This is a genomic window from Pseudomonas sp. DWRC2-2, from assembly GCF_049897885.1.
In the GTDB taxonomy this organism is placed as follows: Bacteria; Pseudomonadota; Gammaproteobacteria; order Pseudomonadales; family Pseudomonadaceae; genus Aquipseudomonas; species Aquipseudomonas azotoformans_A.
Genome location: NZ_JAFCXD010000001.1, coordinates 772,362 through 794,861, shown reverse-complemented (window position 1 = coordinate 794,861; position 22,500 = coordinate 772,362). Strand labels below are relative to the sequence as shown.

The 22,500-nt window shown below is 61.8% G+C and carries 25 protein-coding genes; 16 read left to right on the top strand and 9 right to left on the bottom strand.

Features of this window, described 5'->3' with window-relative positions:
• Positions 1-99 precede the first annotated feature (99 nt).
• From ACP7EW_RS03995 to ACP7EW_RS03985, 3 genes are all read left to right on the top strand, one after another.
• Positions 100-1,317 carry an MFS transporter gene (locus tag ACP7EW_RS03995; RefSeq protein WP_426215464.1) on the top strand — a complete coding sequence of 406 codons (1,218 nt, stop codon included), beginning with the start codon at positions 100-102 and terminating at the stop codon, positions 1,315-1,317.
• Between the two features lie 94 nt (positions 1,318-1,411).
• Positions 1,412-2,206, top strand: coding sequence for a DNA/RNA non-specific endonuclease (locus ACP7EW_RS03990; protein ID WP_426215462.1), 795 nt, complete (start codon positions 1,412-1,414; stop codon positions 2,204-2,206).
• A 72-nt stretch (positions 2,207-2,278) separates the two neighbouring features.
• Positions 2,279-3,490 carry a YeeE/YedE family protein gene (locus ACP7EW_RS03985; RefSeq protein ID WP_426215460.1) on the top strand — a complete coding sequence of 404 codons (1,212 nt, stop codon included), beginning with the start codon at positions 2,279-2,281 and terminating at the stop codon, positions 3,488-3,490.
• A 1-nt stretch (position 3,491) separates the two neighbouring features.
• Here the strand turns inward: ACP7EW_RS03985 and ACP7EW_RS03980 are convergent, their stop codons facing one another.
• On the bottom strand, positions 3,492-3,653 hold the full coding sequence (locus tag ACP7EW_RS03980; RefSeq protein ID WP_080642368.1) for a DUF2986 domain-containing protein: 162 nt from the start codon (positions 3,651-3,653) through the stop codon (positions 3,492-3,494).
• Positions 3,654-3,792: 139 nt separating this feature from the next.
• Between ACP7EW_RS03980 and panB the strand changes: the two genes are divergently transcribed.
• A complete protein-coding gene (panB, locus tag ACP7EW_RS03975) occupies positions 3,793-4,608 on the top strand; it encodes a 3-methyl-2-oxobutanoate hydroxymethyltransferase (protein ID WP_038844300.1) in 816 nt (271 codons plus the stop codon).
• On the opposite strand, the gene ACP7EW_RS03970 is transcribed toward panB, so the two are convergent.
• Genes ACP7EW_RS03970 through ACP7EW_RS03960 form a run of 3 tightly spaced genes read right to left on the bottom strand, consistent with a single transcriptional unit; the run spans position 4,596 to position 7,594 of the window.
• Positions 4,596-5,990: a PLP-dependent aminotransferase family protein gene (locus ACP7EW_RS03970; protein WP_426215458.1), complete on the bottom strand. Its 1,395-nt coding sequence runs from the start codon at positions 5,988-5,990 to the stop codon at positions 4,596-4,598. The genes panB and ACP7EW_RS03970 overlap by 13 nt on opposite strands.
• Before the next feature lie 6 nt (positions 5,991-5,996).
• A complete protein-coding gene (locus ACP7EW_RS03965) occupies positions 5,997-6,515 on the bottom strand; it encodes a DUF2569 domain-containing protein (RefSeq protein ID WP_426215456.1) in 519 nt (172 codons plus the stop codon).
• A 38-nt stretch (positions 6,516-6,553) separates the two neighbouring features.
• Positions 6,554-7,594, bottom strand: coding sequence for an alpha/beta hydrolase family protein (locus tag ACP7EW_RS03960; RefSeq protein ID WP_426215454.1), 1,041 nt, complete (start codon positions 7,592-7,594; stop codon positions 6,554-6,556).
• Positions 7,595-7,726: 132 nt separating this feature from the next.
• Between ACP7EW_RS03960 and msrA the strand changes: the two genes are divergently transcribed.
• Entirely contained in the window at positions 7,727-8,233 is a 507-nt protein-coding gene (msrA, locus tag ACP7EW_RS03955; RefSeq protein ID WP_033901009.1) for a peptide-methionine (S)-S-oxide reductase MsrA, read from the top strand.
• Positions 8,234-8,286: 53 nt separating this feature from the next.
• Here msrA and ACP7EW_RS03950 read toward each other — a convergent pair whose 3' ends face one another.
• From ACP7EW_RS03950 to ACP7EW_RS03935, 4 genes are all read right to left on the bottom strand, one after another.
• Positions 8,287-8,733: a hypothetical protein gene (locus ACP7EW_RS03950; protein ID WP_426215452.1), complete on the bottom strand. Its 447-nt coding sequence runs from the start codon at positions 8,731-8,733 to the stop codon at positions 8,287-8,289.
• A gap of 124 nt (positions 8,734-8,857) precedes the next feature.
• A complete protein-coding gene (locus ACP7EW_RS03945) occupies positions 8,858-10,108 on the bottom strand; it encodes a flavin-containing monooxygenase (RefSeq protein ID WP_426215450.1) in 1,251 nt (416 codons plus the stop codon).
• 20 nt (positions 10,109-10,128) lie between these two features.
• Positions 10,129-10,575, bottom strand: a complete 447-nt coding sequence (locus ACP7EW_RS03940; RefSeq protein ID WP_426215448.1) for a type II 3-dehydroquinate dehydratase — start codon at positions 10,573-10,575, stop codon at positions 10,129-10,131.
• A 17-nt stretch (positions 10,576-10,592) separates the two neighbouring features.
• A complete protein-coding gene (locus ACP7EW_RS03935) occupies positions 10,593-11,015 on the bottom strand; it encodes a RidA family protein (protein ID WP_016969985.1) in 423 nt (140 codons plus the stop codon).
• A gap of 183 nt (positions 11,016-11,198) precedes the next feature.
• Between ACP7EW_RS03935 and ACP7EW_RS03930 the strand changes: the two genes are divergently transcribed.
• The 8 genes from ACP7EW_RS03930 to ACP7EW_RS03895 all read left to right on the top strand — a co-directional run bounded on the left by ACP7EW_RS03930 (position 11,199) and on the right by ACP7EW_RS03895 (position 19,288).
• Positions 11,199-12,173, top strand: coding sequence for a LysR family transcriptional regulator (locus ACP7EW_RS03930; protein ID WP_426215446.1), 975 nt, complete (start codon positions 11,199-11,201; stop codon positions 12,171-12,173).
• Between the two features lie 214 nt (positions 12,174-12,387).
• Positions 12,388-13,905, top strand: coding sequence for an amino acid ABC transporter permease/ATP-binding protein (locus ACP7EW_RS03925; protein ID WP_426215444.1), 1,518 nt, complete (start codon positions 12,388-12,390; stop codon positions 13,903-13,905).
• Positions 13,906-13,931: 26 nt separating this feature from the next.
• Positions 13,932-14,804 carry a phytanoyl-CoA dioxygenase family protein gene (locus tag ACP7EW_RS03920; protein WP_426215442.1) on the top strand — a complete coding sequence of 291 codons (873 nt, stop codon included), beginning with the start codon at positions 13,932-13,934 and terminating at the stop codon, positions 14,802-14,804.
• Positions 14,805-14,831: 27 nt separating this feature from the next.
• Positions 14,832-15,662 (top strand): ABC transporter substrate-binding protein, encoded by an 831-nt coding sequence (locus ACP7EW_RS03915; protein ID WP_061449125.1) that lies wholly within the window; start codon positions 14,832-14,834, stop codon positions 15,660-15,662.
• A 54-nt stretch (positions 15,663-15,716) separates the two neighbouring features.
• The gene (locus ACP7EW_RS03910; protein ID WP_426215440.1) at positions 15,717-16,448 is read left to right on the top strand and encodes a class II aldolase and adducin N-terminal domain-containing protein; all 732 of its coding nucleotides are present in this window, start codon (positions 15,717-15,719) and stop codon (positions 16,446-16,448) included.
• Between the two features lie 9 nt (positions 16,449-16,457).
• Positions 16,458-17,132 carry a DUF1028 domain-containing protein gene (locus tag ACP7EW_RS03905; RefSeq protein WP_426215438.1) on the top strand — a complete coding sequence of 225 codons (675 nt, stop codon included), beginning with the start codon at positions 16,458-16,460 and terminating at the stop codon, positions 17,130-17,132.
• The gene (argE, locus tag ACP7EW_RS03900) at positions 17,129-18,286 is read left to right on the top strand and encodes an acetylornithine deacetylase (protein WP_426215436.1); all 1,158 of its coding nucleotides are present in this window, start codon (positions 17,129-17,131) and stop codon (positions 18,284-18,286) included. The genes ACP7EW_RS03905 and argE overlap by 4 nt, the downstream gene beginning before the upstream one ends.
• A 102-nt stretch (positions 18,287-18,388) precedes the next feature.
• Positions 18,389-19,288 carry an MBL fold metallo-hydrolase gene (locus ACP7EW_RS03895; RefSeq protein ID WP_177076381.1) on the top strand — a complete coding sequence of 300 codons (900 nt, stop codon included), beginning with the start codon at positions 18,389-18,391 and terminating at the stop codon, positions 19,286-19,288.
• On the opposite strand, the gene ACP7EW_RS03890 is transcribed toward ACP7EW_RS03895, so the two are convergent.
• Positions 19,282-20,526 (bottom strand): acyl-CoA dehydrogenase family protein, encoded by a 1,245-nt coding sequence (locus ACP7EW_RS03890; protein WP_426215434.1) that lies wholly within the window; start codon positions 20,524-20,526, stop codon positions 19,282-19,284. The genes ACP7EW_RS03895 and ACP7EW_RS03890 overlap by 7 nt on opposite strands.
• 241 nt (positions 20,527-20,767) lie before the next feature.
• Here ACP7EW_RS03890 and ACP7EW_RS03885 point away from each other — a divergent pair, with 241 nt between their 5' ends.
• From ACP7EW_RS03885 to ACP7EW_RS03875, 3 genes are all read left to right on the top strand, one after another.
• Positions 20,768-21,691, top strand: coding sequence for an ABC transporter substrate-binding protein (locus ACP7EW_RS03885; protein ID WP_177095492.1), 924 nt, complete (start codon positions 20,768-20,770; stop codon positions 21,689-21,691).
• Between the two features lie 139 nt (positions 21,692-21,830).
• Entirely contained in the window at positions 21,831-22,133 is a 303-nt protein-coding gene (locus tag ACP7EW_RS03880) for a type II toxin-antitoxin system RelE/ParE family toxin (protein WP_033901037.1), read from the top strand.
• 1 nt (position 22,134) lies between these two features.
• A complete protein-coding gene (locus ACP7EW_RS03875; RefSeq protein ID WP_033901039.1) occupies positions 22,135-22,500 on the top strand; it encodes an addiction module antidote protein in 366 nt (121 codons plus the stop codon).

Sequence of the window (22,500 nt, the reverse complement as noted above, 5' to 3'; positions counted from 1 at the left end):
AGATAAATACTAGTCGATACATAAGTCGTTGACAACGTGATGTGCGCACCTGCAACATTTATATCGATCAGTATCTAAGTCCCGCTCAAGGAGTTTCCCGTGACACCCTCACTTACGTTATCGGCGTCATCCGACCGCTTGCCCATCGGCGCTTTGCTCGCCCTGGCCATGACCGGCTTCATCTGCATCGTCACCGAAACCCTGCCGGCGGGCCTGTTGCCGTTGATCAGCGAAGGATTGGCGATTTCGCCGTCGATGGCCGGGCAGATGGTCACGGCCTATGCGTTGGGCTCGGTGCTGGCAGTGATCCCCATGACCATCGCCACCCGTGGCTGGCGGCGGCGCAATGTGTTGCTGCTGACCATCGTCGGCTTTTTGCTGTTCAACTCGATCACCGCGTTGTCGTCTCACTACGGCGTGACACTGGTGGCGCGGTTCTTTGCCGGTGTGGCGGCGGGGTTGGCCTGGAGCCTGCTGGCCGGTTACGCCCGGCGCATGGTTGCGCCACACCAACAGGGCAAGGCACTCGCGCTGGCGATGGTCGGTACACCGATTGCGTTGTCGTTGGGTGTGCCGTTGGGCACATGGCTGGGTGGGCTGGTGGGGTGGCGCACGACCTTTGGCCTGATGTCGGCGGTCAGCCTGGTGCTGATTGCGTGGGTGCTGGTGAAAGTCCCGGACTACGCGCCTCAACCGGCGCACCAACGGCTGTCCCTGGGCAAAGTGTTGACCACGCCGGGCGTGCGGCCGGTGCTGGCGGTGGTGATCAGTTGGATGCTGGCGCACAACATTCTCTACACCTACATCGCACCGTTCGTAGCGCCTGCCGGATTGGCAGAGCGGGTTGACCTGGTGCTGTTGGTGTTCGGGGTGGCCGCGTTGGCGGGGATCTGGCTCACGGCCAAGTTGGTCGAGCCGCTGCTGCGCCAGACCGTGCTGGTGAGCCTGGTGACCTTCGCGGCGATAAGCCTGGTGTTCGGTTTTCTGGGCAATGTGCCCGAGGTGATCTACTTCGGCGTAGCGGTGTGGGGCCTGAGTTTCGGCGGCGCCGCGACCCTGCTGCAAACCGCCCTGGCCGATGCGGCGGGGGATGGCGCGGACGTGGCGCTGTCGCTGAATGTGGTGGCGTGGAACAGCGCGATTGCCGGCAGCGGTGTGGTCGGCGGCGTGTTGCTGGACACCTGGGGCGTGGCGTCGTTTCCGTGGGCGATGCTGGTGTTGATCGGCGTATCACTGGTGATCGCCTGGGGGGCCAGTGCCCACGGCTTCACGCCGGGCGCGCGGGATGCGGGAAAACCTACAGCGGTCGGGCACTAATCTGACATTCGTTAGTCAATAATCCTCGCAATATCATCCACTTGGCTCCGCTCGGCGGAGCCTGCCGCTTCACTTCCTTTCGAAGATTTAATGCATGTACCTACGCAAAATTGCCGTTGGGCTGACCGCCCTTGTTTTGCTTTCCTCTGGGGCCAACGCCCGAAGCTTGCCGGACCTCTATTCCCAACAGGAAAAACAGCTCAGCTTCGACAGCTGCGCCGACCTGTTCCCCGCCGCCCCGATCAAGACCACCACCGTGCCGGCCGCGATGAAACCCCTGGCCCTGTGCTCCGACCATTTCGCCGTGCTCTACTCGCAAACCAGCAAGACGCCCTTGGTGGTGGTCGAACGCTTGAACGCTGCACTCCTGAAAGACGCCAAGGGCGAGGAGCGCACCAACCAGTTCTACGCCGATCCGCGCATTCCCAAAGGTGGCCGTGCGGAGTTGAGCGACTACCGCGCCCAGCATCCCGCCGTGGACCGTGGCCACCAATCCCCAGCCGCCGACGCGCCGAATGCCAACGCCATGGCGCAGTCGTTCGCGCTGTCGAACATGGTGCCCCAGGACCCCACGAACAACCGCAAGATCTGGAGCAAGGTCGAGGCTGACGTGCGCAAGTTTGCCGTGCGTGCCGGTGGCGATGTGTACGTGTTTACCGGCCCGCTGTTCGACCCAGGCTACGGCACCATCGGCGCCAACAAGGTCTGGGTGCCGACGCGCCTGTTCAAGCTGGTGTACGACGCTTCCAGCAAACGTGCCTGGGCGTATGTGCTGCCCAATGCCGAGACGCGCATTCAAAAACCGATGGATTATGAGACGTTTGTGAAGAGCACCGGGCTTAGGTTGTTGGGGGATCTTCCGGTGTCGGGGTCGGTGGGGCGGAGTTGACCAAGCCCGCTCACCACAATGTCTTGCCTTGGGGTTTATACTCGCGCCCATTCAAATCTACCGAGATATCCCATGAACACCTCTGTTCCTCTCGCTCCCGCGCGCGCGCCCGTCGCACCGTTGGTGGCCTTTATCATCCTGGTGCTGGGCGCCCTGTTCCTGCAAAACAGCGTCGGCTCGCACCAGGTATTGTTGTTGGTGGTCGGTGCGGCACTGGGTTTGACCCTCTATCACGCCGCCTTCGGGTTCACCTCGGCCTGGCGCGTGTTCATCAATGATCGCCGTGGCGCCGGCTTGCGTGCGCAGATGGTGATGCTGGCGATCGCGGTGCTGTTGTTCTTCCCGGCATTGGGGGCGGGCAGTTTGTTTGGGCAACCGGTGGTCGGGCTGGTGGCGCCGGCCGGGGTGTCGGTGGTGTTTGGGGCGTTCATCTTTGGCATCGGCATGCAGTTGGGCGGCGGCTGTGCGTCGGGCACGCTGTTCACCGTGGGTGGCGGCAATGCGCGCATGCTGGTGACGTTGTTCTTCTTTATCTGTGGCTCGCTGATCGCCACGCACCACGTGGACTGGTGGTTTGCGCTGCCGGCCTTCCCGGCGGTGTCCATCGTCAAGAGCTTCGGCGTGGTGCCGGCGATGGGCCTGAGCCTGGCGGTGTTTGCGATCATTGCAGTGGTGACCGTGCGCCTGGAGAAGGCTCGTCATGGTCAATTGGAAGAGGGTTTGAAAAGCGAGCATCAAGGCCTGCGGCGCTTCTTGCGCGGCCCGTGGCCATTGGTGTGGGGCGCCATCGGCCTGGCCTTGCTCAACTACGCCACCCTGGCACTGGCGGGTCGGCCTTGGGGCATTACCTCGGCGTTTGCGTTGTGGGGCGCCAAAGTCGCCAGCGGCCTGGGTGTGGACGTGGCCAGTTGGGCGTTCTGGCAGATGCCGGGCAACGCCAAGGCGCTGGCTGCGCCGGTGTGGGAAGACATCACCAGCGTGATGGACATCGGCATCGTCTTCGGCGCGCTGTTGGCCGCCGGCCTGGCCGGGCGTTTCGCCCCCAGCCTGAAGATTCCGGCGCGTTCGCTGGTGGCAGCGGTGATCGGCGGCCTGTTGCTCGGCTACGGCTCACGCCTGGCGTACGGCTGCAACATCGGCGCGTACTTCAGTGGCATCGCCTCGGGCAGCCTGCATGGCTGGGTGTGGCTGGTGGCGGCGTTCATTGGTAACAGCGTGGGCGTGCGGTTGCGGCCGTTTTTCTTCGCGGGTGAGCGGCCGCAGGTGGCGTTAAGCGGTTGCTGAGTCAGTCCTGAACGGAACTGTCTGGCGCCTGAGCCGCTTCAGCCGCCAGCTTTTCCCGGTCCGCCTTGCTGATGTATTTATCCTTTTTCTTCGGCGCCAATTTGGCGTTGGCCTTCTTGGCTTTTTCCTTGAAGAGCTGCTGGAGTTTTTTCTGGCGGTTCATGGGGTTCTATCCGGGTTGTTCAGGCTCGGGATGATACCAGCTTCGCCCACTGGGTCGCTTTTTAGCGCCGATCTGTGCATTGAATCGCCTGTCCTTTCGCCAATAATCGGGTGTTCCACCGCACAACGGAAGACACTCGATGAGCCTCCACACCCGCACCAAACGCCTGACCGTCCCGCAATTGGTCGCCATGAAGGGCCAGCAGAAGATCGTTTCCCTGACGGCCTACTCCAGCGCCATCGCCAAGCTGATCGACCCGTGGGTCGATTTCATCCTGATCGGTGATTCCACGGCCATGGTCGGTTACGGCCGGTCTTCGACCTTGAGCATGCAGCTTGAAGAAATCATCGGCCATACCCGCGCTGTGGTCGACAGCACGCGCCTGGCGTGTGTCATTGCCGACATGCCGTTTGGCAGTTATCAGGAATCCAACGAGCAGGCCTTTCGCAATTGCGCGCAGGTGTTGGCGCGCACCGGCTGCGATGCGGTGAAGCTGGAGGCCAACCAGGCCTTGGCCGGGACTGTCGAGTTCCTGGTGGCGCGGGGAATTCCGGTCATGGCGCATGTGGGGCTGATGCCGCAGTTCGTCAATGTGATGGGCGGCTTCAAGGCCCAGGGCCTCACCGCCGAAACCGGCGCGCGGATTGCCGAGGACGCGCGGGCCAACCTGCAGGCGGGTGCGTTCAGTCTGGTGCTTGAGGGCGTGGCTGAAGGTGTGGCCCGTCAGATCACCCTCGACTCAAAAATGCCCACCATCGGCATCGGCGCGTCACCGGCCTGCGACGGCCAAGTGCTGGTCACTGAAGATGTGCTGGGCCTGGGCGGTGAACACCTGCCGCGCTTCGTCAAACAGTACGCGGATGTGGGGGCAGTGATCCGCGACGCCTGCGAGCGGTTTGCCGAAGACGTACGCCATGGCCGTTTCCCTGAGGCGCGGCACTGCTACGGGCTCTGACGAACCGCCTGCGACAACTGCTCCATGGCCTGGGCGATATCCTTGCTCCAATCGAGGGTGAAGCTCAGGCGCAGGTGCTGTTTCCAGCTGCCTTGCTGGCTGAACAGTTCACCAGGCGCAATCACGATGCGCTCGGTCAGCAGGCGTTCGAACACCCGGTGCATGTCGACCGGGCGCGTGGCCTCAAGCCAGAAGCATGCGCCGCCCTGTGGAATCGTCCCCTCAAACGCGCCATTGGCGTACTCGTCCAGCAGGGCTTTCATGCGGGTCATGCAGTCGTGCAACAAGCCCCGCAGTTTGTGCAGGTGCGCGTCGATGCGCTTGGACGTGAACAGCTTGGCAATCGCTTTCTGACGGATCGGCGAGAGGCGAAACGCCCGCTCCAGGAACACACGCTGCAACTGCGGCCCACACCCACGGCACAGCACATAACCGTAGGGGGCCTCCGAGCCGATCACCTTGTCGAACGTCGAGAAAACCAAGAGTTTCTGCGGGTCGGCAAAGTCACGGTAGCGCGCCGGCGGGGTCGCGAAATACAAGTCGCCGTACGTGTCGTTTTCGAACAGCCAGATAGCCCGTGCCGCCAGCCACCGGCAGATCTGCTGTTTATCCTCGGCTGGCATGCGGCTGCCGTGGGGAATGTTCACGGTGGATGACAGTACCGCCAGGCGGATGGGCTCACGTTCGAGCAGTTCATTGAGCACGCGCAGGTCGAAGCGGCCGTCGGCGTCGAGGTGCAGTTCGATCACGCGGATGTTCGCCGCCTGCAACTGGCGCAGAATCGCCCATGAACACGGTGACTCCACCAGCGCCACGCTGCCCCCGAGGTCCAGGGCATTGAGCGATAGCTCCAGCACGCTGTGCAGATCTGCGCCGATGTACACCTGATCGGCCTGCCAGTAGTTGTCCGTGGCACGGGTGTAGCGTTCGGCCAATGCCGCGCGCAACTCGGGCTCGCCGAAGGGCAGGTACTGCGGTGTGAGGGTGCGCGGGTAGTGGCGGGCCAGTTCCCGCTCGATCATCAGCAACGGGTTTTCCAGCGACAGCAGGATGGCCGGGACGTCGGCGCTCAGGGCCAGCATGCCCGGTTGGCGGGAGGTGGCGAAGACCTGATCGAGCAGGTTGGATGAGCGTTCAGTCGACAGAGGCGCCGGCGTCAAACGGGTGAAATAACCCAGCTTGGGCTTGGCGACGATTCGGCCTTCATCCTCCAGCAGCGAATAGGCGTACTTGGTCGTCGACACCGATACGCCGAGACGCTGCGCCAATTGGCGCAGCGACGGCAGTTTTTGCTCGGTTTGCGCAGGGCTGGCCTCGATCAACTCGACGAGGTAGCGATACACCGCTTGATAGGCGAAAGCGGTGTGCTTGGGGTTAGCCATGCGTGTTCAAGAGGTGACGGTCGCGTGCGCGTCAGCGCTCTGCGGCTTATGCATGACAAACGTTGCCTTTACCCGTTTGGATACCAGCATGTAAGGCACCCATACAAACAAGGCGAACAATGCCCGTGCCATTTCTTTTGCGGTGTTGTTGTCGAAGATGGGTTTATCCACCAGAACGAAGGAGCACGCCCAGGCATCAAGAGGCACGAACACAACCGATGCAATCACCGTGGCGATATAAACCTTGGGGAACAGGTAATGCTTGGTGAAGAACAGATAGACCAAATAAGCGTAGGTGGCCACAAACAATCCGTTGATCAGCGTTTCTGAAATCAGGATCGGCCCCCACAGTGGGCTATATAGGGGCAATCCCGGCGTACTGACGGCGGTGAATGTGCCATTTGTGAAAATCGGGTAATAAATGGTGAGGAGGTTAAAGCTCAGGCGGATAATCGAGATGAACAGACCTATCCCGACCAATACGAGCCAGCCGCTTAGCCCCTTTAAATCTTTGCTTTCTTGCATGTCGTGCTCCGTGGGTGACTAACGTTTCGAATAATTGATCAATGGCTGGACGATTGGCGCAGAAACGCAGTGATCAGTTCTATCACCTGTTGTTGGATTTCCGCCCTCGGCCGCCCCCCCGTACCATCCCGGCAAATCATGCCATCGCCCGGCGAGCTTTCTTCAATCAGCTCCATCCCGCCCGGCTTGCAGATCGACATGAACGTGAAGTGAGTGGCATCGCCGATCTCCACGTACTGAGTCGAGGCTTTGGGCAGGCGCTTGACCAACGCGGCGGACTCCAGGTTAGGGTCCATGTCCTCTGTGGGTACGCCACCCGCAATCACCAAAGCCGGCACCGGAAGGGTGGCGAGACTGGCGTCGGTGAAGCCGGGCGCGAGGCCCAGGTCCAGGGACACAATGGCGGTGACGCGTTTATCGCTCAAGTCAGCGGCCAGCTTGGCTTTCCCTTCGGGCGTGCCAGCGGGGTTCATCTCATGGTAGCCAATGCAACCGCCGAGCTTGGGGTGTGCGTTGCAGGCCTGGGTGAACAAATCGGGATCGAAGCGTGCGCCGGCAATCTCCAGCACGGTCCAGCCACCGAGGGAGTGGCCGACGGCGGCAATGCGATTCTTTGCCAGCGCGCCAAATTGCTTGGGCTGCGCCAGGACCGCGTCAATGGCGCGACTCAGGTCGGCCGGGCGCTTCCATAACTGAGCGGCGGCCTGCGGGCTACGGTCCTTGGTGGTGGTGCCGGGGTGATTGACCGCCGCCACGATGTACCCTTTGTGCGCCAATGCACTGGCCAACCACACCTGTTTGCCCCAATTACCGCCGTAGCCGTGGGAGAGCACGACCAAAGGATGCTCACCGGCAGCCGGTGGTGCATCTGTCACCGCGAGGGCGCCGATGAACACCCCGTTGTCGGCGATCAGTTGGGGTTTGGCGGTGCTTGCAGCGGGATACCAGACCACCATTTCCAGCGGGCGGCTGGTCTGCGCGTCGGGCAGGGTGGTGGTTTTGAAGCCGACGGGGCTTTCGGTCGCGAGGGCGGGCGTGGTCAGGCAAAACACAAGCAGGGCGCGCAAGGCGGTTTTCATTGTTGTTATCTTCCTTGATTTTGGTCGCGCATCATTACCTGAAACCGATCGTCTGGGTACCCCCCTTAACCCTTGGTATTTGCCAACCCAACCCCATAACTTGCCTGTATCCATTGCGCGGAAGAACCGACCATGACCAACCCAACCGAAACCGCCATCCTCGCCGGCGGCTGCTTCTGGGGCATGCAAGACCTGTTGCGGCGTTACCCCGGCGTGCTGCACACCCGCGTCGGCTACACCGGCGGCGATGTGCCGAATGCCACCTACCGCAACCATGGCAACCATGCGGAAGCCATCGAGATCGTGTTTGACCCGGCGGTGATCAGCTACCGGCAGATTCTGGAGTTCTTTTTCCAGATCCATGACCCGAGCACACCGAATCGACAGGGCAATGATCGTGGGCCGAGTTATCGCTCGGCGATCTATTACCTGAGTGAGCAGCAACGGGACGTGGCCGAGGATACGGCAGCGGATGTGGATGCTTCGAAGTTATGGCCGGGTCGAGTGGTGACCGAGATTGAACCGGCTGGGCCATTTTGGGAGGCGGAGCCGGAGCACCAGGATTATCTGGAACGAATTCCCAATGGATACACCTGCCACTTTATCCGGCCGAACTGGAAGCTGCCGAAGCGCGGTTAAGTCAGCGCAACGGCAAAAAATGAAGGGGCCGGATCAATCCGTCCCCTTCACGGTCAGCCAGCACAGGTCTGTTTGTCGATTTCGAACCGCCCCACTTCTTTTTCGTTTTTACTGCCGAAAATATAAATCAAGGTGCCGCCCAGTGTGAGGATTGACGAGTCTTTAGGCATCTGCGCGGCGCAAACAGCCTGGGTGATGTCGGAGAATGTCGCGTCCAGGTCAAAGCTATCGGGCTGGGTATCGTAGTTGACCAGCGTGTAATAGAACTTTATCGCGTGGCTGTTAGCCGCTTCCGCCCGGTCGAACCTGATGTCCTCGTTGACCATCCAATTACGAGCCGTGGTTCGCGCGGTCAGGATGATCAGGTCGCTAAGGTAGCTGGGTTTGCTGGGCTCGGGTGTTTCTTCGAAGGCCTGTTTTATCAGCACGCCGGCCAAACCAACAAACAGCAATGCCCACGCCGAATACCAAAACACTTTCCTGGTTTTTTCTGTTGCCACGTCATCGTTTCCTTGTGTCCCAGGGCAGCACTATCGGCTTTTTCCTGGGTAAATCCATGGGCTGATAGTGCTCATGTTGACACAACGCCGATGAATCGAGAAAACATCAAACCATCGTCAGGGATCAGCGCTTTTCGTACGCCCTGTACTCATTCTGCAGCACGATATGGTCCGCCACATACTTCGCATCGTGCCAAACCCCATAGATAAACGACGATGCGCGGTTTACCAGATTCGGCAACCCCAGGAAGTAGATCCCGCTCTGCGCCGAGATCCCGCGTTTGTGGAACGGCTCGCCTTTTTCATCGAATGCGTCCACCTTCAACCAGCTGAAATCGAACGTAAAGCCAGTGGCCCAGAGGATCGTGGTCACGCCTGCCTCTGCCAGGTCCAGGCTCAACATCGGAGTCACCAGGCACTCAGGGTCTGGCAACAACTCCCAGGCTTGCGGTTCCGGCGGAAACGGCAAGCCGTTGGCCTCGATATAGGCGTCTGCATCGCGCAGCACATCAAAGTAGGCGCGATCCCCTTCAGCTACGTTCCCGGCCAAGCCCGGTTGGAAGGTCATGACGCCGTCTTTCCAATCCTGGGTGACGCCCACCAAGTGAATCCCTTGGTGGGCCAGTCGGCGGAAGTCGACGGTCTTGCCACCTTCATAGCCACTTACTGCAAAGGCCACGTGTTTTTTCTTCGGCTGGATTTTGACTTCATCCCACAGGCCCAACGCACCCAGCCACCAACAGTAGTCACGGCCGCGATAGGCGCGGGGCGGGCGGTAGTGTTCGCCCACCGAGAGGTACACGGTCTTGCCGGCCTTTTGCAGTTCTTCGGCGATTTGTGAGCCGGAGGCGCCTGCGCCGACGACCAGTACTGCGCCTTCAGGGAGTTGACCGGGGTTCTTGTAGCTGGACGAGTGCAGTTGGTGCAGCGGCGCGGTGGTCGGGACGATGTCCGGGATGGAAGGGCGCTGGAACGGGCCGGTGGCGGCTACCACGTTGGCGGCTTCGATCACGCCGGCCGATGTCGTCACCTTGAAGCCGGGTCGCCCCACATGACGTTCTACCTGCTGTACTTCTACTCCGGTGCGCACGGGGGCCTGCAACTTGTCCACGTAGGCTTCGAAGTAGTCGGCCATGCGTTCCTTGGGAGGAAAGGCTTCCGGCGAGATGCCCTCGAATGTGAGGCCGGGAAACCGGTCATGCCAGGCCGGGCCGTTGGCGACCAGGGAATCCCAGCGCTCCGAGCGCCAGCGTTCGGCGATGCGGTGGCGTTCCAGCACGATATGCGGCACGCCCATCAGCGACAGGTGTTCGCTCATGGCGACGCCGGCCTGGCCTGCGCCGACGACCAGGGTGTTGATTTTTTCGACGGACATAGGCGGTTCCTGCACAGTCATTAGGCGGTTTGGTCCAGCAATTCGGCCACGGCCGTCAGTGCCAGTTGGTAACCCAGCGCCCCCAGCCCGGCGATCACACCGGTGGCGGCCTTGGATACATAGGAGTGGTGCCGAAAGCTTTCGCGCTTCCAGATATTGCTCATGTGCGCTTCGATGATCGGGCCGTCGAAGGCCAGCAGCGCATCCAGGATCGGCACCGAGCTGTAGCTGAGCCCGGCGGCGTTGATCACGATGGCGTCGGCGTTCAAGCGTGCCTCTTGAATCCAGTCCACCAGTACGCCTTCATGGTTGCTCTGGCGAAAGTCCAGGGTCAGGCCCAATGTCGCGGCGAGGTCTTGGCAGCGGGCTTCGATGCTGGAGAAGCTCTCGCTGCCGTAGGTGCCGGTTTTGTCCAGGCCGTAGAGGTTGGCGTTGGGGCCGTTAAGGAAAAGCACGGTGTGGGTCATGGCGTACTCCAGGTTGTTCAGGGCTGCCAGTCATCCGGCACAACTGCAATCACGTCGATTTCCATCAACCACTCCGGCTGGCCCAGGCCCGAGATCACCAGTCCGGTCGAGATCGGGAATACGCCTTTGAGCCACTTGCCGACTTCCTGGTACACCGGCTCGCGGTAGCGCGGGTCGATCAGGTAGGTGGTGGTCTTCACGATGTGCGACAGGTCAGAACCCGCCTCTTCCAGCAGTTGCTTGACGTTCTTCATCGCCTGTTCGGCCTGGGCGCGCGGGTCGCCCAAGCCCACCAGGTTACCGTCGAAATCGGTGCCGATCTGGCCGCGCACATAGATGGTGTTGCCGGCGCGCACGGCCTGGCACAGGTCATTGTCCAGCGCCTGGTTGGGGTAGGTCTGTTGGGTGTTGAACATGCGGATGCGAGTATGGGTCGGCATAACGGCAACTCATGGGAAACGGGATGCAGCCAGCTTCACACCGGCCCGATTGCAACGAAACCAGCATTTGCGCGGGGTAGTGCTTAGGAAAAACCGAAGCCCGTGCAGGTCATCGGTTGGCGCGTGACCCGGCACGAACCCTGCAACGCACCCGGTACAGTCATTGTTGAGGGGGCAGGCGTGATGCTCAGTCGTATTACTCAGCGTCAACTGGAGTATTTTGTTGCGTCGGGAGAGGCGGGCAGCATCAGTGCGGCCGCTGAACGCATCCACGTGTCGTCGCCTTCGATCTCGGCGGCGATCACCCATATGGAGGCCGAGCTGGGCATCCAACTGTTTATCCGCCACCACGCCCAGGGCATTTCCCTCACGGCGGTGGGGCGCCTGGTGATGCAGGAAGCCAAGCTGATCCTGGAACAGATGACCAACCTCTACACCATCGCCTCGGAGTCCTTGAACAGCGTGCGCGGGCCGCTGCGGGTCGGCTGCCTGGCGTCGCTGGCGCCGATGATCACGCCGGAATTGGTGTTTGGTTTCGGCCGTGCGTTTCCCGGCGTGCGGCTGACGCAAGCCGAAGGCAACCACGAAGAGTTGCTGGAAAAACTGCGCAGTGGCGAGCTGGATATCGCCCTGACCTACGACCTGGTGACCAGCCCGGACATCGACTTCCAGCCCCTGGCCCAGCTGCCGCCGTATGTGATGGTCGGCGAGTATCACCCGCTGGCGAACTCGCCGGCCGTCAGCATGCAAGACCTTGAGGCTTACCCGGTGGTGCTGCTCGACACGCCGTGGAGCCGCGACTATTTCCTTAGCCTGTTTATCCAGGCCGGCACCACGCCGAACATCATCATGCGCTCCACCAACCTCGAAACGGTGCGCGCCATGGTGGGCAACGGCATCGGCTATTCCTTCGCGAATGCGCGGCCCAAATCGAACCTGTCCCAGGACGGCAAACGGGTGATCCGCCTGCGCCTGGCCGGTTCACACCGGCCGATGCGCCTGGGCTACGCCACGGCCTGCAACACGCAGTCGTCGCGGGTGGTGTCGGCGTTTGCCGAGCGGTGCCGCATGTTTGTGTCCGACCAGTACATCCCCGGCATGGCGCCGCCGAGCTTTTTTGATCCGCATGCAGTGCGGGTCTTGAGTGGGGTGAGCTGATTTCCTCAGGTGTTCGCACCAAAAAGTGGCGAACGGGTCTTTTTGGGGCTGCTTCGCAGCCCAACGCGGGGCAAGCCCGCTCGCCACACACAGCCTTCTAGGCTGCATAGGTTCTGCCTACCCAGTGCCCCGGCTTTTACGAATTGACCCTGACCACCTCCCCCCACGACTCTGAACCCATCGATGTAGATCAACTTCTCAGGGCACAGCGACGATGACATTCGACTGGAATTACATGTTTGGCTTGCTGGGCGATGCCGAGTTCTGGCGTGCGACGTGGACGGTGATCAAGCTCAGCACCCTGACCTGGGTCTTGAGCATCGGCCTGGGCTTTCTGCTGGCGCTGGCCAAGCAGTCCAGGCACGGCCTGCTCAGCGTGCCGGCGCGCGGTTACATCTGGCTGTTCCGCAGCCTGCCGCTGCTGGTGCTGCTGATCTTTATCTACAACCTGCCGCAAGCGTTGCCCGGCACCTCGGCGGTCCTGGCTGACCCGTTCTGGTCTGGCCTGCTGGCGCTGGTGATCTGCGAGACCGCCTACGTGGCCGAGATCCATCGCGGTGGCCTGCTCTCGATTCCCAAGGGCCAGGGCGAAGCGGCGCGGGCACTGGGCCTGAAGTTCTTCGGCACGCAATGGCGCGTGGTGATTCCCCAGGCGTTGCGGGTGGCGTTGCCGTCGCTGGCCAACGAATACATTTCCATCGTCAAGCTCACCTCGTTGGTGTCGGTGATCTCGCTGACCGAGATCCTGATGGTCGGCCAGCGCCTGTATTCGCAGAACTTCCTGGTGATCGAGACCATGGCGGCGGTGGCGTTCTTCTACGTGTTTATCGTCACGGTGTTCGACTTCCTGCTCAAACGCCTGGAGCGCTTTCTCGACGTCAACCAGCGCAACGTGTCCCGTGTTCCCGATGCGGCGGTGCTGGCCCTGGCCACCCAACAGCGCACCGCCTTGGCGCGCCCGGCCACCAATGGCGAACCTGCGTTGCAGGCCGCGCGGCTGCACAAGGCCTACAACGATATCGAGGTGCTGGGCTCGGTCAACCTGCAGATCCAGCCCGGTGAAGTGGTGTCGGTGATCGGCCCTTCCGGCTCTGGCAAAACCACGCTGATCCGCCTGCTCAATGGCCTTGAGCAACTGGACAACGGCGAGATCAGGATCAATGGCCAGCCATTCATTCACTTGAACAAAGTCGGCGCGCAGAAGCCCCAGTACATCGAGCACGCCGAGCATCGCCTGAACATCGGCATGGTGTTCCAGAGCTTCAACCTGTTCCCGCATTTGAGCGTGCTCGACAACCTGCTGATGGCGCCCAAATACCATCGCCTGGGCGCGACCTCCGAGCTCAAGCAACAGGCCTACGCGCTGCTGCACAAGGTCGGCATGCTCGATCACGCCTGGAAGTACCCGCACCAGCTGTCCGGCGGCCAACAGCAACGCGTGGCCATCGCCCGCGCCCTGATGATGCGCCCACAGATCATGCTGTTCGACGAGCCCACCTCGGCCCTCGACCCAGAGAAAGTCAAAGAAGTGCTGCAAGTCATCGAAGCCCTGGCCGAGGAGGGCATCACCATGGTGATCGTCACCCACGAGATGAACTTCGCCTTCAAGGTGTCCGACCGCATCGTGTTCATGGAGAAGGGCCGCGTGGTCTGCGACGACACGCCGGGCGCCTTGCGCAGCGGCCACAACCCACGCGTGGAGGCGTTCCTCAAGGACGTCTCGCTGGCGTGACCCCCTCAACGTTCAGGAAAAACACAATGATCGAGCAAGCGCACATCGAACAATTCCAGCGTGACGGTTTCTTGGTGGTCGAAGGCGTGTTGTCGCCGGAGGAAGTGGCGGCGTTGCAGCACGATTTCGACCGGTGGGTCGAAGAAAGCCGCAGCCATGAGCAGGGCTGGGGCGCCACCGTCGATGGCCGCGAGCGGTTTGACCTGGAGGGTGACCACCGCGCCGATCACCCGTCGCTGCGCCGGGTCAGTTCGCCCACCGAGATTTCAGCGGCCTATGAGCGCGTAGCGTTGCACTCGCGCATGGCGGCGATTTCCGCGCAGTTGATCGGCGCCCATGGCACACGCTTTCACCACAGCAAGATCAACTCGAAACTGCCCCACACCGCGACCCAGGTGAAGTGGCACCAGGACTTCCTGTTCACGCCCCACAGCAACGACGACATCGTCACCGCCTTGCTGATGGTCAGCGAAGTGACCCCGGAAAACGGCCCGCTGAACGTGATCCCCGGCAGCCATAAGGGCCCGCTGTGGTCGCACTGGCAGCACCAGCGGTTCACCGGCTCGGTGGACGACGCGGTCGTCGAAGAACACTGCCAGCAACCGGTGGCCTGCTACGGCCCTGCGGGCTCCGTGTGCTTCATGCACACCCGTCTGCTGCATGCTTCCAGCCCCAACGAGACCGAACTGCCGCGCACTCTCTTCATCAGCGTGTACGCCGCTGAAGACGCGCTGCCCTTCGGCGAAAACCCTCTGCCCAGTGCACATGCCGGCCTGCTGGTGGCCGGTGAAGAAAGCGGCTTGGTGCGCTCCACCGAAAACCACGTGCGCTTGCCGCAAAAGCCGCGTGGCGCCTCGTTCTTCGTGCAACAGGCGGGACAAGATTCAGCCACTGCCTAACCCCCCTAAACCTTGCAGGTAATCACCATGACAGCGTTTCGTAAAAGTGTTCGTCCCCTTGCCGTGTGCCTGCTGGGCGCAGCGGTTGCGATGACTTCGTTGGCGGCTTCGGCGTTCCAGCAGGACGGCAAGATCATCGCCGGTTCCGACGTAACGTTCTTCCCCTATGAGTACATGGATAACAACAAGCCCGCAGGCTTTGACATCGAGTTCATGGACGGCCTGGGCAAGGTCATGGGGCGCAAGGTCGAGACCCTCGACACGCGGTTCCCCAACCTGATTACCGGCCTGCAAGCCGGGCGTTTCGATGTGACCAACTCGTCGATGTACATCACGGCGGAGCGGGTCAAGGTCATCGACATGATCCCTTACCTCAAGAGCGGCGAGTCGATCCTGACCCTTAAGGACAGCAGCTTCCAGCCCAAGACCCCGGAAGAGTTCTGCGGCCACAAGATCGGCTCCATGGGCGCCACATCCTGGCTGGCGCAGATGAACAAGCTTTCCACCGAGTACTGCGTGGCTAAAGGCTTGAAGCCGATCCAGATCAGCGAATACAGCACCGACCCGCAAACCACCCAGGCCCTGCTGGCCCACGCGGTTGAAGCGCAGATCACCGACGCCGCCGTGGCCCGTGGCGTGATCGACAAACTCGGCAGCCGCGTGGTGATTTCCTCCGACACCCTGATCTACCCGGTGCTGAACGGCTTCGGCGTGAAGAAGGGCAATGACACGGTGAAAAAGGCCCTGATCGAGGGCCTGGAAAAATACCGCGCCACGCCGGAATACGCCGCCTTGCTCAAGAAGTACAACTTCCAGGCACCCACCGATGCCGACATCGCGGCATTGATGCCGAAGTAAACCCATCAGCGCGTGCCGCATACCCGTGCGGCCGCGCCCTGCGGAGACCGATTCATGGCGTTATCCCACGAAGAACAGACGCGCATCGACTTGGCGGCGACCTTTCGCATCATCGCCCACCTGGGCATGCATGAGGCAGTGGCCAATCACTTCAGCGCTGCCGTGTCGGCCGATGGCAAACAGTTTTTGCTCAACCCGAAGTGGAAGCACTTCTCGCGTATTCGCGCCAGCGACCTGCTGCTGTTGAACGCTGACGATGCGTCCTGTGCCGATCACCCGAATGTAGACGCCACCGCCTGGTCGATCCACGGGCAGATTCATCGCCTGCTGCCGCAGACCCGCGCGGTGCTGCATTTGCACCCGGTCTACACCACGGCTGTGGCGTGCCTGGCCAAGCCGCAGATCCCGCCGATCGACCAGAACACCGCGCGCTATTTCAACCGCGTGGCGGTGGACGAACTGTACGGCGGCATGGCCGACACCGAGGCCGAAGGCGCGCGCCTGGCCGGGTTGCTGGATGGCAAAAGCCGGTTGCTGATGGGCAACCACGGCGTGATGGTCACGGCCGGTTCCATCGGCGAAGCGTTTGACGATATCTGGACCCTGGAGCGCGCCTGCCAGATCCTCGTCACCGCGTGGTCCACCGGGCAGCCGTTGCGGGTGTTGTCGGATGAAGTGGCGGAAAAAACCGCGCGGGGCTGGGAAGGCATTGCCGATTTCTCGCGCCAGCACTTTGAAGAAATGAAGCAATTGATGATCGACGCTGACCCTTCGGTGCTCGACTGAGGACTCCACATGACGTTTTCCGTTGTCGCCCGCTGCGCCGAGACGGGCCAGTTGGGCATCGCCATCAGTTCATCGAGCATTGCCGTGGGCGCGCGTTGCCCGTGGCTGCGGCCCGGCGTGGGGGCGGTGGCGTCGCAGAACATCACCTTGCCAAGCCTGGGGCCGCAGGTGCTGGACCTGTTGGAGCAGGGCTTGGCGCCAAGTGAGGCGTTGGCCGCCTTGGCTGGGCAGGATCACAGTGAGTACCGCCAGGTCACGGTGATTGATAACCAGGGCCGCACCGCACATTTCAGTGGCGCGCAGACCCTGGGCATCCACCATGCGGTGAGTGGCGAGCAGTGTGTGGCGGCGGGGAATATGCTCGCCCGATCTGCTGTGATCGACGCCATGGTGGCGGCTTTCGAACAGGCCTCCGGGCCTCTGGCCGACCGCCTGCTGGCGGCGATGCATGCCGGTCTGGCGGGCGGTGGTGAGGCGGGGCCGGTGCATTCGGCGGCGCTGGTGGTGGTGGATGACCTCTTGTGGCCCATCGTCAATCTGCGGGTGGACTGGGCCGATGAAGACCCCATCGGTGCCCTCGATCAACTCTGGCAGGCCTATCGCGGGCAGTTGCAGGCCTACATCGATCGCGCCATCAACCCACAGATCGCCCCCGGCTACGCCGTACCGGGAGACGACCGATGAACAGCCGCGACCTGCTGGCGCAACTGGTGCGTTTCGACACCACCAGCCGCGAATCCAACCTGGCCATGATCGACTTTGTGCGCACGTATTTGCAGGGCCACGGCGTGGCCTGCGAGCTGCTCTACAACGAACACAAGAGCAAGGCCAATCTGCTCGCGACTATCGGTCCGGCAGAAGTGCCCGGCATTGTGTTGTCCGGGCATACCGACGTAGTGCCGGTGGATGGGCAGCGCTGGAGCGTGGCGCCGTTTGACCTCACCGAGAAAGACGGCAAGTTGTACGGCCGTGGCACGGCGGACATGAAGGGTTATATCGCCTGTGTGCTGGCGTGTGTGCCGGCCTTGGTGAAGGCCTCGCTGCGCATGCCGGTGCACATTGCGCTGTCGTATGACGAAGAAGTCGGCTGCCTGGGTGTGCGCTCGCTGATCGAGCGATTCCATGATCAGCCGGTCAAGCCCTTGTTGTGCGTGATCGGCGAACCCACCGAACTCAAGCCGGTGCTCGGCCACAAGGGCAAGCTGGCAATGCGTTGTCATGTGCACGGCGCGGCGTGCCATTCGGCCTATGCGCCGGCGGGGGTGAATGCCATTGAATACGCCGCGCGCTTGATCAGCGAGCTGGTGCGGCTCGGCGAAGCGCTGAAGGCGCCGCAGCATCTGGATCAACGCTTTGATCCGGCGTTTTCCACGGTGCAGACCGGCCTGATCAACGGTGGCAAGGCACTGAACATCGTCCCGCAGGACTGCAGTTTCGACTTCGAAGTGCGCTCCTTGCCGGCCCAGGACCCCTGGCAAGTTGCCCGGCAATTGCAGGTATACGCCGAGCAAACCCTGCTGCCGGCGATGCGGGCGGTGAGCGGGCAAGCGGCGATCAGCCTCAGCGAGTTGTCCAGCTATCCGGGTTTGGCCACGTCGCTGGAAAGCCAGGCCGCCGAGTGGGTGGCGCAGTTCTGCGGCTCAAGGGAATTCGGCACCGTGGCCTTTGGCACGGAAGGTGGGTTGTTCGACCAGGCCGGCATTCCCACGGTGGTGTGCGGGCCGGGCAGCATGGAGCAGGGGCACAAGCCGGACGAGTTCATCAGCGTGGAACAGTTGCAGGCCTGTGATCGGATGCTGGCGCGGGTGCTGGAGTTTGTGAGCCAGCCTTCAAACTAAGGTATACACGGCCCATACCCAGGTAGGATTCCGAGCGTTGTAGCCCCGTCGCACACTGTTTTGCAGGCGAGACATTCGCCTTCAAACAACAGGAGAGCGACCATGACAACCCTACTGAAAGCCCCGACCGAAGAACTGGTGCCGTCGCGCTACGCAGTGCGCGTCGGTGAAATTGATGTGCTGGTGATCAGTGACGGCGTGCTGCCGCTGCCGACCCAGACCATGTCCACCAACGCCGACCCCGCCGCCCGCGCGGCGTGGTTCAAGCAAATGTTCCTCGGCCCGGACGCGTTCGACTGGGCGCTGAATGTGCTGGTGGTGCGCAGCGGCGAGCAGGTGATTCTGGTCGACGCCGGCCTGGGCGGGCAATTTCCCGGTTTCCCACGGGCCGGGCAGTTTCCCAAGCGCCTGGAAGCGGCCGGTATCCCGTTGTCCTCGGTGACCGATATCGTGATCACCCATATGCACATGGACCACATCGGCGGCCTGCTGGTGGACGAGGTCAAGCGCAAGTTGCGTGCGGACGTGCGCATTCATGTGGCGGCCATCGAGGTCGATTTCTGGGCGTCGCCGGACTTCACCCATACCGACATGCCTGCGCCGGTGCCGGACGTGCTACGGGCTACGGCCCAGCAATTCATGGGGTTGTACAAGGACAATCTGCATACCTTCGACGATGAGCATGAAGTCGCGCCGGGTGTCATCGCCAAGCTCACCGGCGGCCATACGCCGGGGCACAGCGTGGTGTATGTGACCTCGGGTGGCGAGCGGTTGACCTTTGCCGGTGATGCGCTTTTTCCAGTCGCCTTCGAACACCCTGATTGGCATAACGGCTTTGAACACGACCCCGAAGAGTCGGTGCGCGTTCGCGTGCGGTTGATGAACGAAGCGGCGGCGAGTGGTGAGTTGTTCGTGGCCACCCACCTACCGTTTCCGTCCGTGGGGCGGGTGGTGGTGGAGGGGGATGCGTTTCGCTGGGTGGCTGCATTCTGGGATTACTGATCCTTGGCCACACCCACCCGCCACTGCGCAGGCGGCAAAATCCCATTCACCAGGTAATTCCCCACAATCCGCGATTTGTACACGCGCGGGTTGTGGTTCGCCAAGGTGCGCGCGTTTCGCCACAACCGGTCCAGCGCCTTGTTGCTGGCGGTGGCACTGGCGCCCAGCGCATCGAACAGCGCCGTGGTGGCCGCCAGTGTCGCATCCACCACCGGGTTCACTGCCAGGCACACTTCCAATTCAGCCAGCGCAACTTGCGGATCGTCATCGTGCAACGGCTGGTCATGGGCGATCACATACCGCGCGGTGAACTCCAGCCGCTGCGCCGCTTGCTGGGCGATGGCTTGCGCGGCGTAGGCCTGGCTGGCGACTTCGCCGATCACTTGCAGCAGTTGCACGTCCTGGCCGGCGGTGTCGGCATTGCCGGTGGTGAAGGTGCGCGCGCGTTGGCTGAGTTCTTCGGCGCCACTGAGGGCGGCGCGGCGGGCGATGCCGGCGAGGGTGCTGAGGTGGTAGAGCTGGAAGAACGACTGGCCGTGGCCAAACCGCTGTTGGGTGAGGCGTACCTCGTCGTCCACCACAGGCGCGTTGTCGAAGAGGCAGGTGCCGCTGGCGGTGAGGCGTTGGCCGAAGCCGTTCCAGTCATCGACGATCTGCACACCGGGCGCCTTGAGGTCCACGACCACGCTGTAGATCGTGCCGTCTTCGCCGGTGGCGATGGTGTTGATCAGGTCGCTGTAGAGCGCGCCGGTGGTGTAGAACTTTCTGCCGCTGATGCGCAAGGCGCCGGCTTCGTCACGGTGCAAGCGGGTTTCGAAATCGCCACGGGTCTGGTTGCCGACTTCGGTGCTGCCGGGGGAGAGCAGGGCACCCTGGCCGAGCCTATCCAGCCATTTGGCGCGCCAGTCGAGGTCCTTGGCGCTGAGTACGTCTTCGCAGAAACCGAAGTGCCCGCGCAGGGCCTGGGTGATGTTGGAATCGGCGGCGGACAGTTCCGTGAGCAACGCCAGCAGCTCGACCAACGTTGCATCCTGGCCGCCATAACTGGCTGGCAGGCGCCAGCGTGGCAAGCCCAAGGCGTTCAGTTGCTGGATCACGGTGGTGAGGCTGCCGCGTGTCTGATCCGCCACGGCCGCCTGCGCGAGAATCTGCGCAAAGAGCGGGCGAAACGGCGCGGCCAGTTGTTCGTAGCGGGCAGTGGGCGGTGCGCCCCAGATGTTCAAAGCGGGAATCGACATGCAATGGACCTTGCAGAAAATGGTTCAGGTGCTGGGGTCCAGTGGTCTGGTGAGTTCACCCTAACTCAGGCGCGGCGAAGTTTTTAATACGAAAAGCAGCTAGCGACCTGTACGACGGTTCTATCGATAGTGCCTAACAGTATTAAACCCCGCGCTTTTATTGCGTTAGCTTCTACGGAAAACGACCAGACTGCACGCCCACAGATGGTTGAACCAACCCTCCAACCCTGTGGGATTTTCCATGATCAACCGTCGAACACTGCTGTCCTTGCTGGGCCTGGCGTCTCTTGCTCTATACGGCCCGTCGGCCAGCGCCGCCGAACCGCTGACCCTCACTGTGGGGGACCAGTTCTTCTCCAACCGTATCGTGCTGGAGCTGTCGGGCGAGCTGAAAGACTTGCCCTATAAAATCGACTTCAAACGCTTCAACACCGGCTCCCCGGTGGCCTCGGCCGTGGCCAGCGGTGCGCTGGATGTGGGCATCGTCGGCGATACCCCGGTGATCAGCCTGGCCGCCAATGGCGCGCCGGTTAAAGTGGTCGCCAGCACCCAGACCAGCCTCGACGGCGTGGGCATTGTGGCGCGCAAGGGCATTCAGTCGGTGGCCGATCTCAAGGGCAAGACCGTTGCCATCTGGAACGGTTCGTGGAGCCAGCAACTGGCCTATAAAGCGCTGGACGAAGCAGGTGTGCCGCGCAGCAGCGTCCACTTCAAATACCTGCTGCCGGCCGAGGCCAGCCTGGCACTGACCCAGGGCGACATCGACGCCTTCGGCACTTGGGAACCCTACGTGTCGCTGCAGGAAAAAGAAGGCAGCACCCTGATCCGCAACGCCAAGGGCCTGATGAGCGCGCCCACCTATATCGTCGCCTACGAGCCGGCGCTGGCGCAGAAAAGCGCGATCATCAAGGACTTCATTGCCCGCCTGACGCGCGCTCGGGTGTGGAGCAACACGCACGTGGATGAGTACGCCGAAGCCTGGTCCAAGGCCAACCAATCGGCGCCGGAAATCGCCAAAGTGTGGTTCAAGCGCGACGCGATCAAGGTGCTGCCGATCTCGCCGACGATCATCAGCGAGGCCCAGGCCACGGCGGATTTTCTGGTGGATGCGCAGATGTTGAAACAGCGGTATGACGTGGCGCCGTTGTTTGATCGGGTGCTTTAAACGCGGGGGAAATAAGCGCTCACAGTATCCACGGGCTGTTTGTACAGGTGCTGAACTAGGATTTTTTACTCCGGCACTCACCGGAAACAAAATTCCACTGGCATCGACAAGGAGTAGCCAGTAGGCTACAAGTGATACTGTGACTAATTCAATCGGCAGGACGCCGGAGTTTGATACATGGCTCGACGGTATGCGGGATATTTGGGGGAAAACGGCGATTCTTGCTCGCTTGGACCGGGCGGAGGAAAACAATTTTGGGGATTGTGAATCCGTAGGTGACGGCCTGAGTGAGATGCGTGTGTTTGTCGGGCCCGGCTACAGGATGTATTTCGTGCGTACGGGAGTCACTGCCTACCTGATGTTGTGGGGGAGCGATAAAACCGACCAGAAAAGAGGAATCAAGCGGGCTAAAGAGATTCTTGATGCCCTGAGAGGTAGATGAAATGAGCGAATCGAAATTCAAACCCGAGGACATGCCGATCCTCGATCTGGATACGTCCGGCACTAGCGTCTATGAAGCGTCGCGCTTCCTCGACAGTCCGCAAACCATCAGTGCGTATCTGGCGCAAAGCATGAAGTCTCAAGACCCGCAGGTACTCATGAAGGCGCTTGCCGAGGTTGCCAAGGCGCAAGGTGTGAACAAGGTGGCGGAAGCGGCTGGGGTGAACCGGGAGAGCCTGTATAAAACCTTGAAGGGGGGCTCGAAGACACGCTATGAAACGATCCAGAAGCTGATGCTGGCGTTAGGGGTTGAGTTGACTGTGCGGCCGATTGTAGGAGCGAGCAAGCCCGCTCCTACAAAAATCTGA

Bases quoted from the DNA above. Each gene is read 5' to 3' on its own strand.
- ACP7EW_RS03990 (WP_426215462.1), top strand. From the start codon at position 1,412: ATGTACCTACGCAAAATTGCCGTTGGGCTGACCGCCCTTGTTTTGCTT.
- ACP7EW_RS03985 (WP_426215460.1), top strand. From the start codon at position 2,279: ATGAACACCTCTGTTCCTCTCGCTCCCGCGCGCGCGCCCGTCGCACCG.
- ACP7EW_RS03980 (WP_080642368.1), bottom strand. From the start codon at position 3,653: ATGAACCGCCAGAAAAAACTCCAGCAGCTCTTCAAGGAAAAAGCCAAG.
- panB (WP_038844300.1), top strand. From the start codon at position 3,793: ATGAGCCTCCACACCCGCACCAAACGCCTGACCGTCCCGCAATTGGTC.
- ACP7EW_RS03970 (WP_426215458.1), bottom strand. From the start codon at position 5,990: ATGGCTAACCCCAAGCACACCGCTTTCGCCTATCAAGCGGTGTATCGC.
- ACP7EW_RS03965 (WP_426215456.1), bottom strand. From the start codon at position 6,515: ATGCAAGAAAGCAAAGATTTAAAGGGGCTAAGCGGCTGGCTCGTATTG.
- ACP7EW_RS03960 (WP_426215454.1), bottom strand. From the start codon at position 7,594: ATGAAAACCGCCTTGCGCGCCCTGCTTGTGTTTTGCCTGACCACGCCC.
- msrA (WP_033901009.1), top strand. From the start codon at position 7,727: ATGACCAACCCAACCGAAACCGCCATCCTCGCCGGCGGCTGCTTCTGG.
- ACP7EW_RS03945 (WP_426215450.1), bottom strand. From the start codon at position 10,108: ATGTCCGTCGAAAAAATCAACACCCTGGTCGTCGGCGCAGGCCAGGCC.
- ACP7EW_RS03940 (WP_426215448.1), bottom strand. From the start codon at position 10,575: ATGACCCACACCGTGCTTTTCCTTAACGGCCCCAACGCCAACCTCTAC.
- ACP7EW_RS03935 (WP_016969985.1), bottom strand. From the start codon at position 11,015: ATGCCGACCCATACTCGCATCCGCATGTTCAACACCCAACAGACCTAC.
- ACP7EW_RS03930 (WP_426215446.1), top strand. From the start codon at position 11,199: ATGCTCAGTCGTATTACTCAGCGTCAACTGGAGTATTTTGTTGCGTCG.
- ACP7EW_RS03925 (WP_426215444.1), top strand. From the start codon at position 12,388: ATGACATTCGACTGGAATTACATGTTTGGCTTGCTGGGCGATGCCGAG.
- ACP7EW_RS03920 (WP_426215442.1), top strand. From the start codon at position 13,932: ATGATCGAGCAAGCGCACATCGAACAATTCCAGCGTGACGGTTTCTTG.
- ACP7EW_RS03915 (WP_061449125.1), top strand. From the start codon at position 14,832: ATGACAGCGTTTCGTAAAAGTGTTCGTCCCCTTGCCGTGTGCCTGCTG.
- ACP7EW_RS03910 (WP_426215440.1), top strand. From the start codon at position 15,717: ATGGCGTTATCCCACGAAGAACAGACGCGCATCGACTTGGCGGCGACC.
- ACP7EW_RS03905 (WP_426215438.1), top strand. From the start codon at position 16,458: ATGACGTTTTCCGTTGTCGCCCGCTGCGCCGAGACGGGCCAGTTGGGC.
- argE (WP_426215436.1), top strand. From the start codon at position 17,129: ATGAACAGCCGCGACCTGCTGGCGCAACTGGTGCGTTTCGACACCACC.
- ACP7EW_RS03895 (WP_177076381.1), top strand. From the start codon at position 18,389: ATGACAACCCTACTGAAAGCCCCGACCGAAGAACTGGTGCCGTCGCGC.
- ACP7EW_RS03890 (WP_426215434.1), bottom strand. From the start codon at position 20,526: ATGTCGATTCCCGCTTTGAACATCTGGGGCGCACCGCCCACTGCCCGC.
- ACP7EW_RS03885 (WP_177095492.1), top strand. From the start codon at position 20,768: ATGATCAACCGTCGAACACTGCTGTCCTTGCTGGGCCTGGCGTCTCTT.
- ACP7EW_RS03875 (WP_033901039.1), top strand. From the start codon at position 22,135: ATGAGCGAATCGAAATTCAAACCCGAGGACATGCCGATCCTCGATCTG.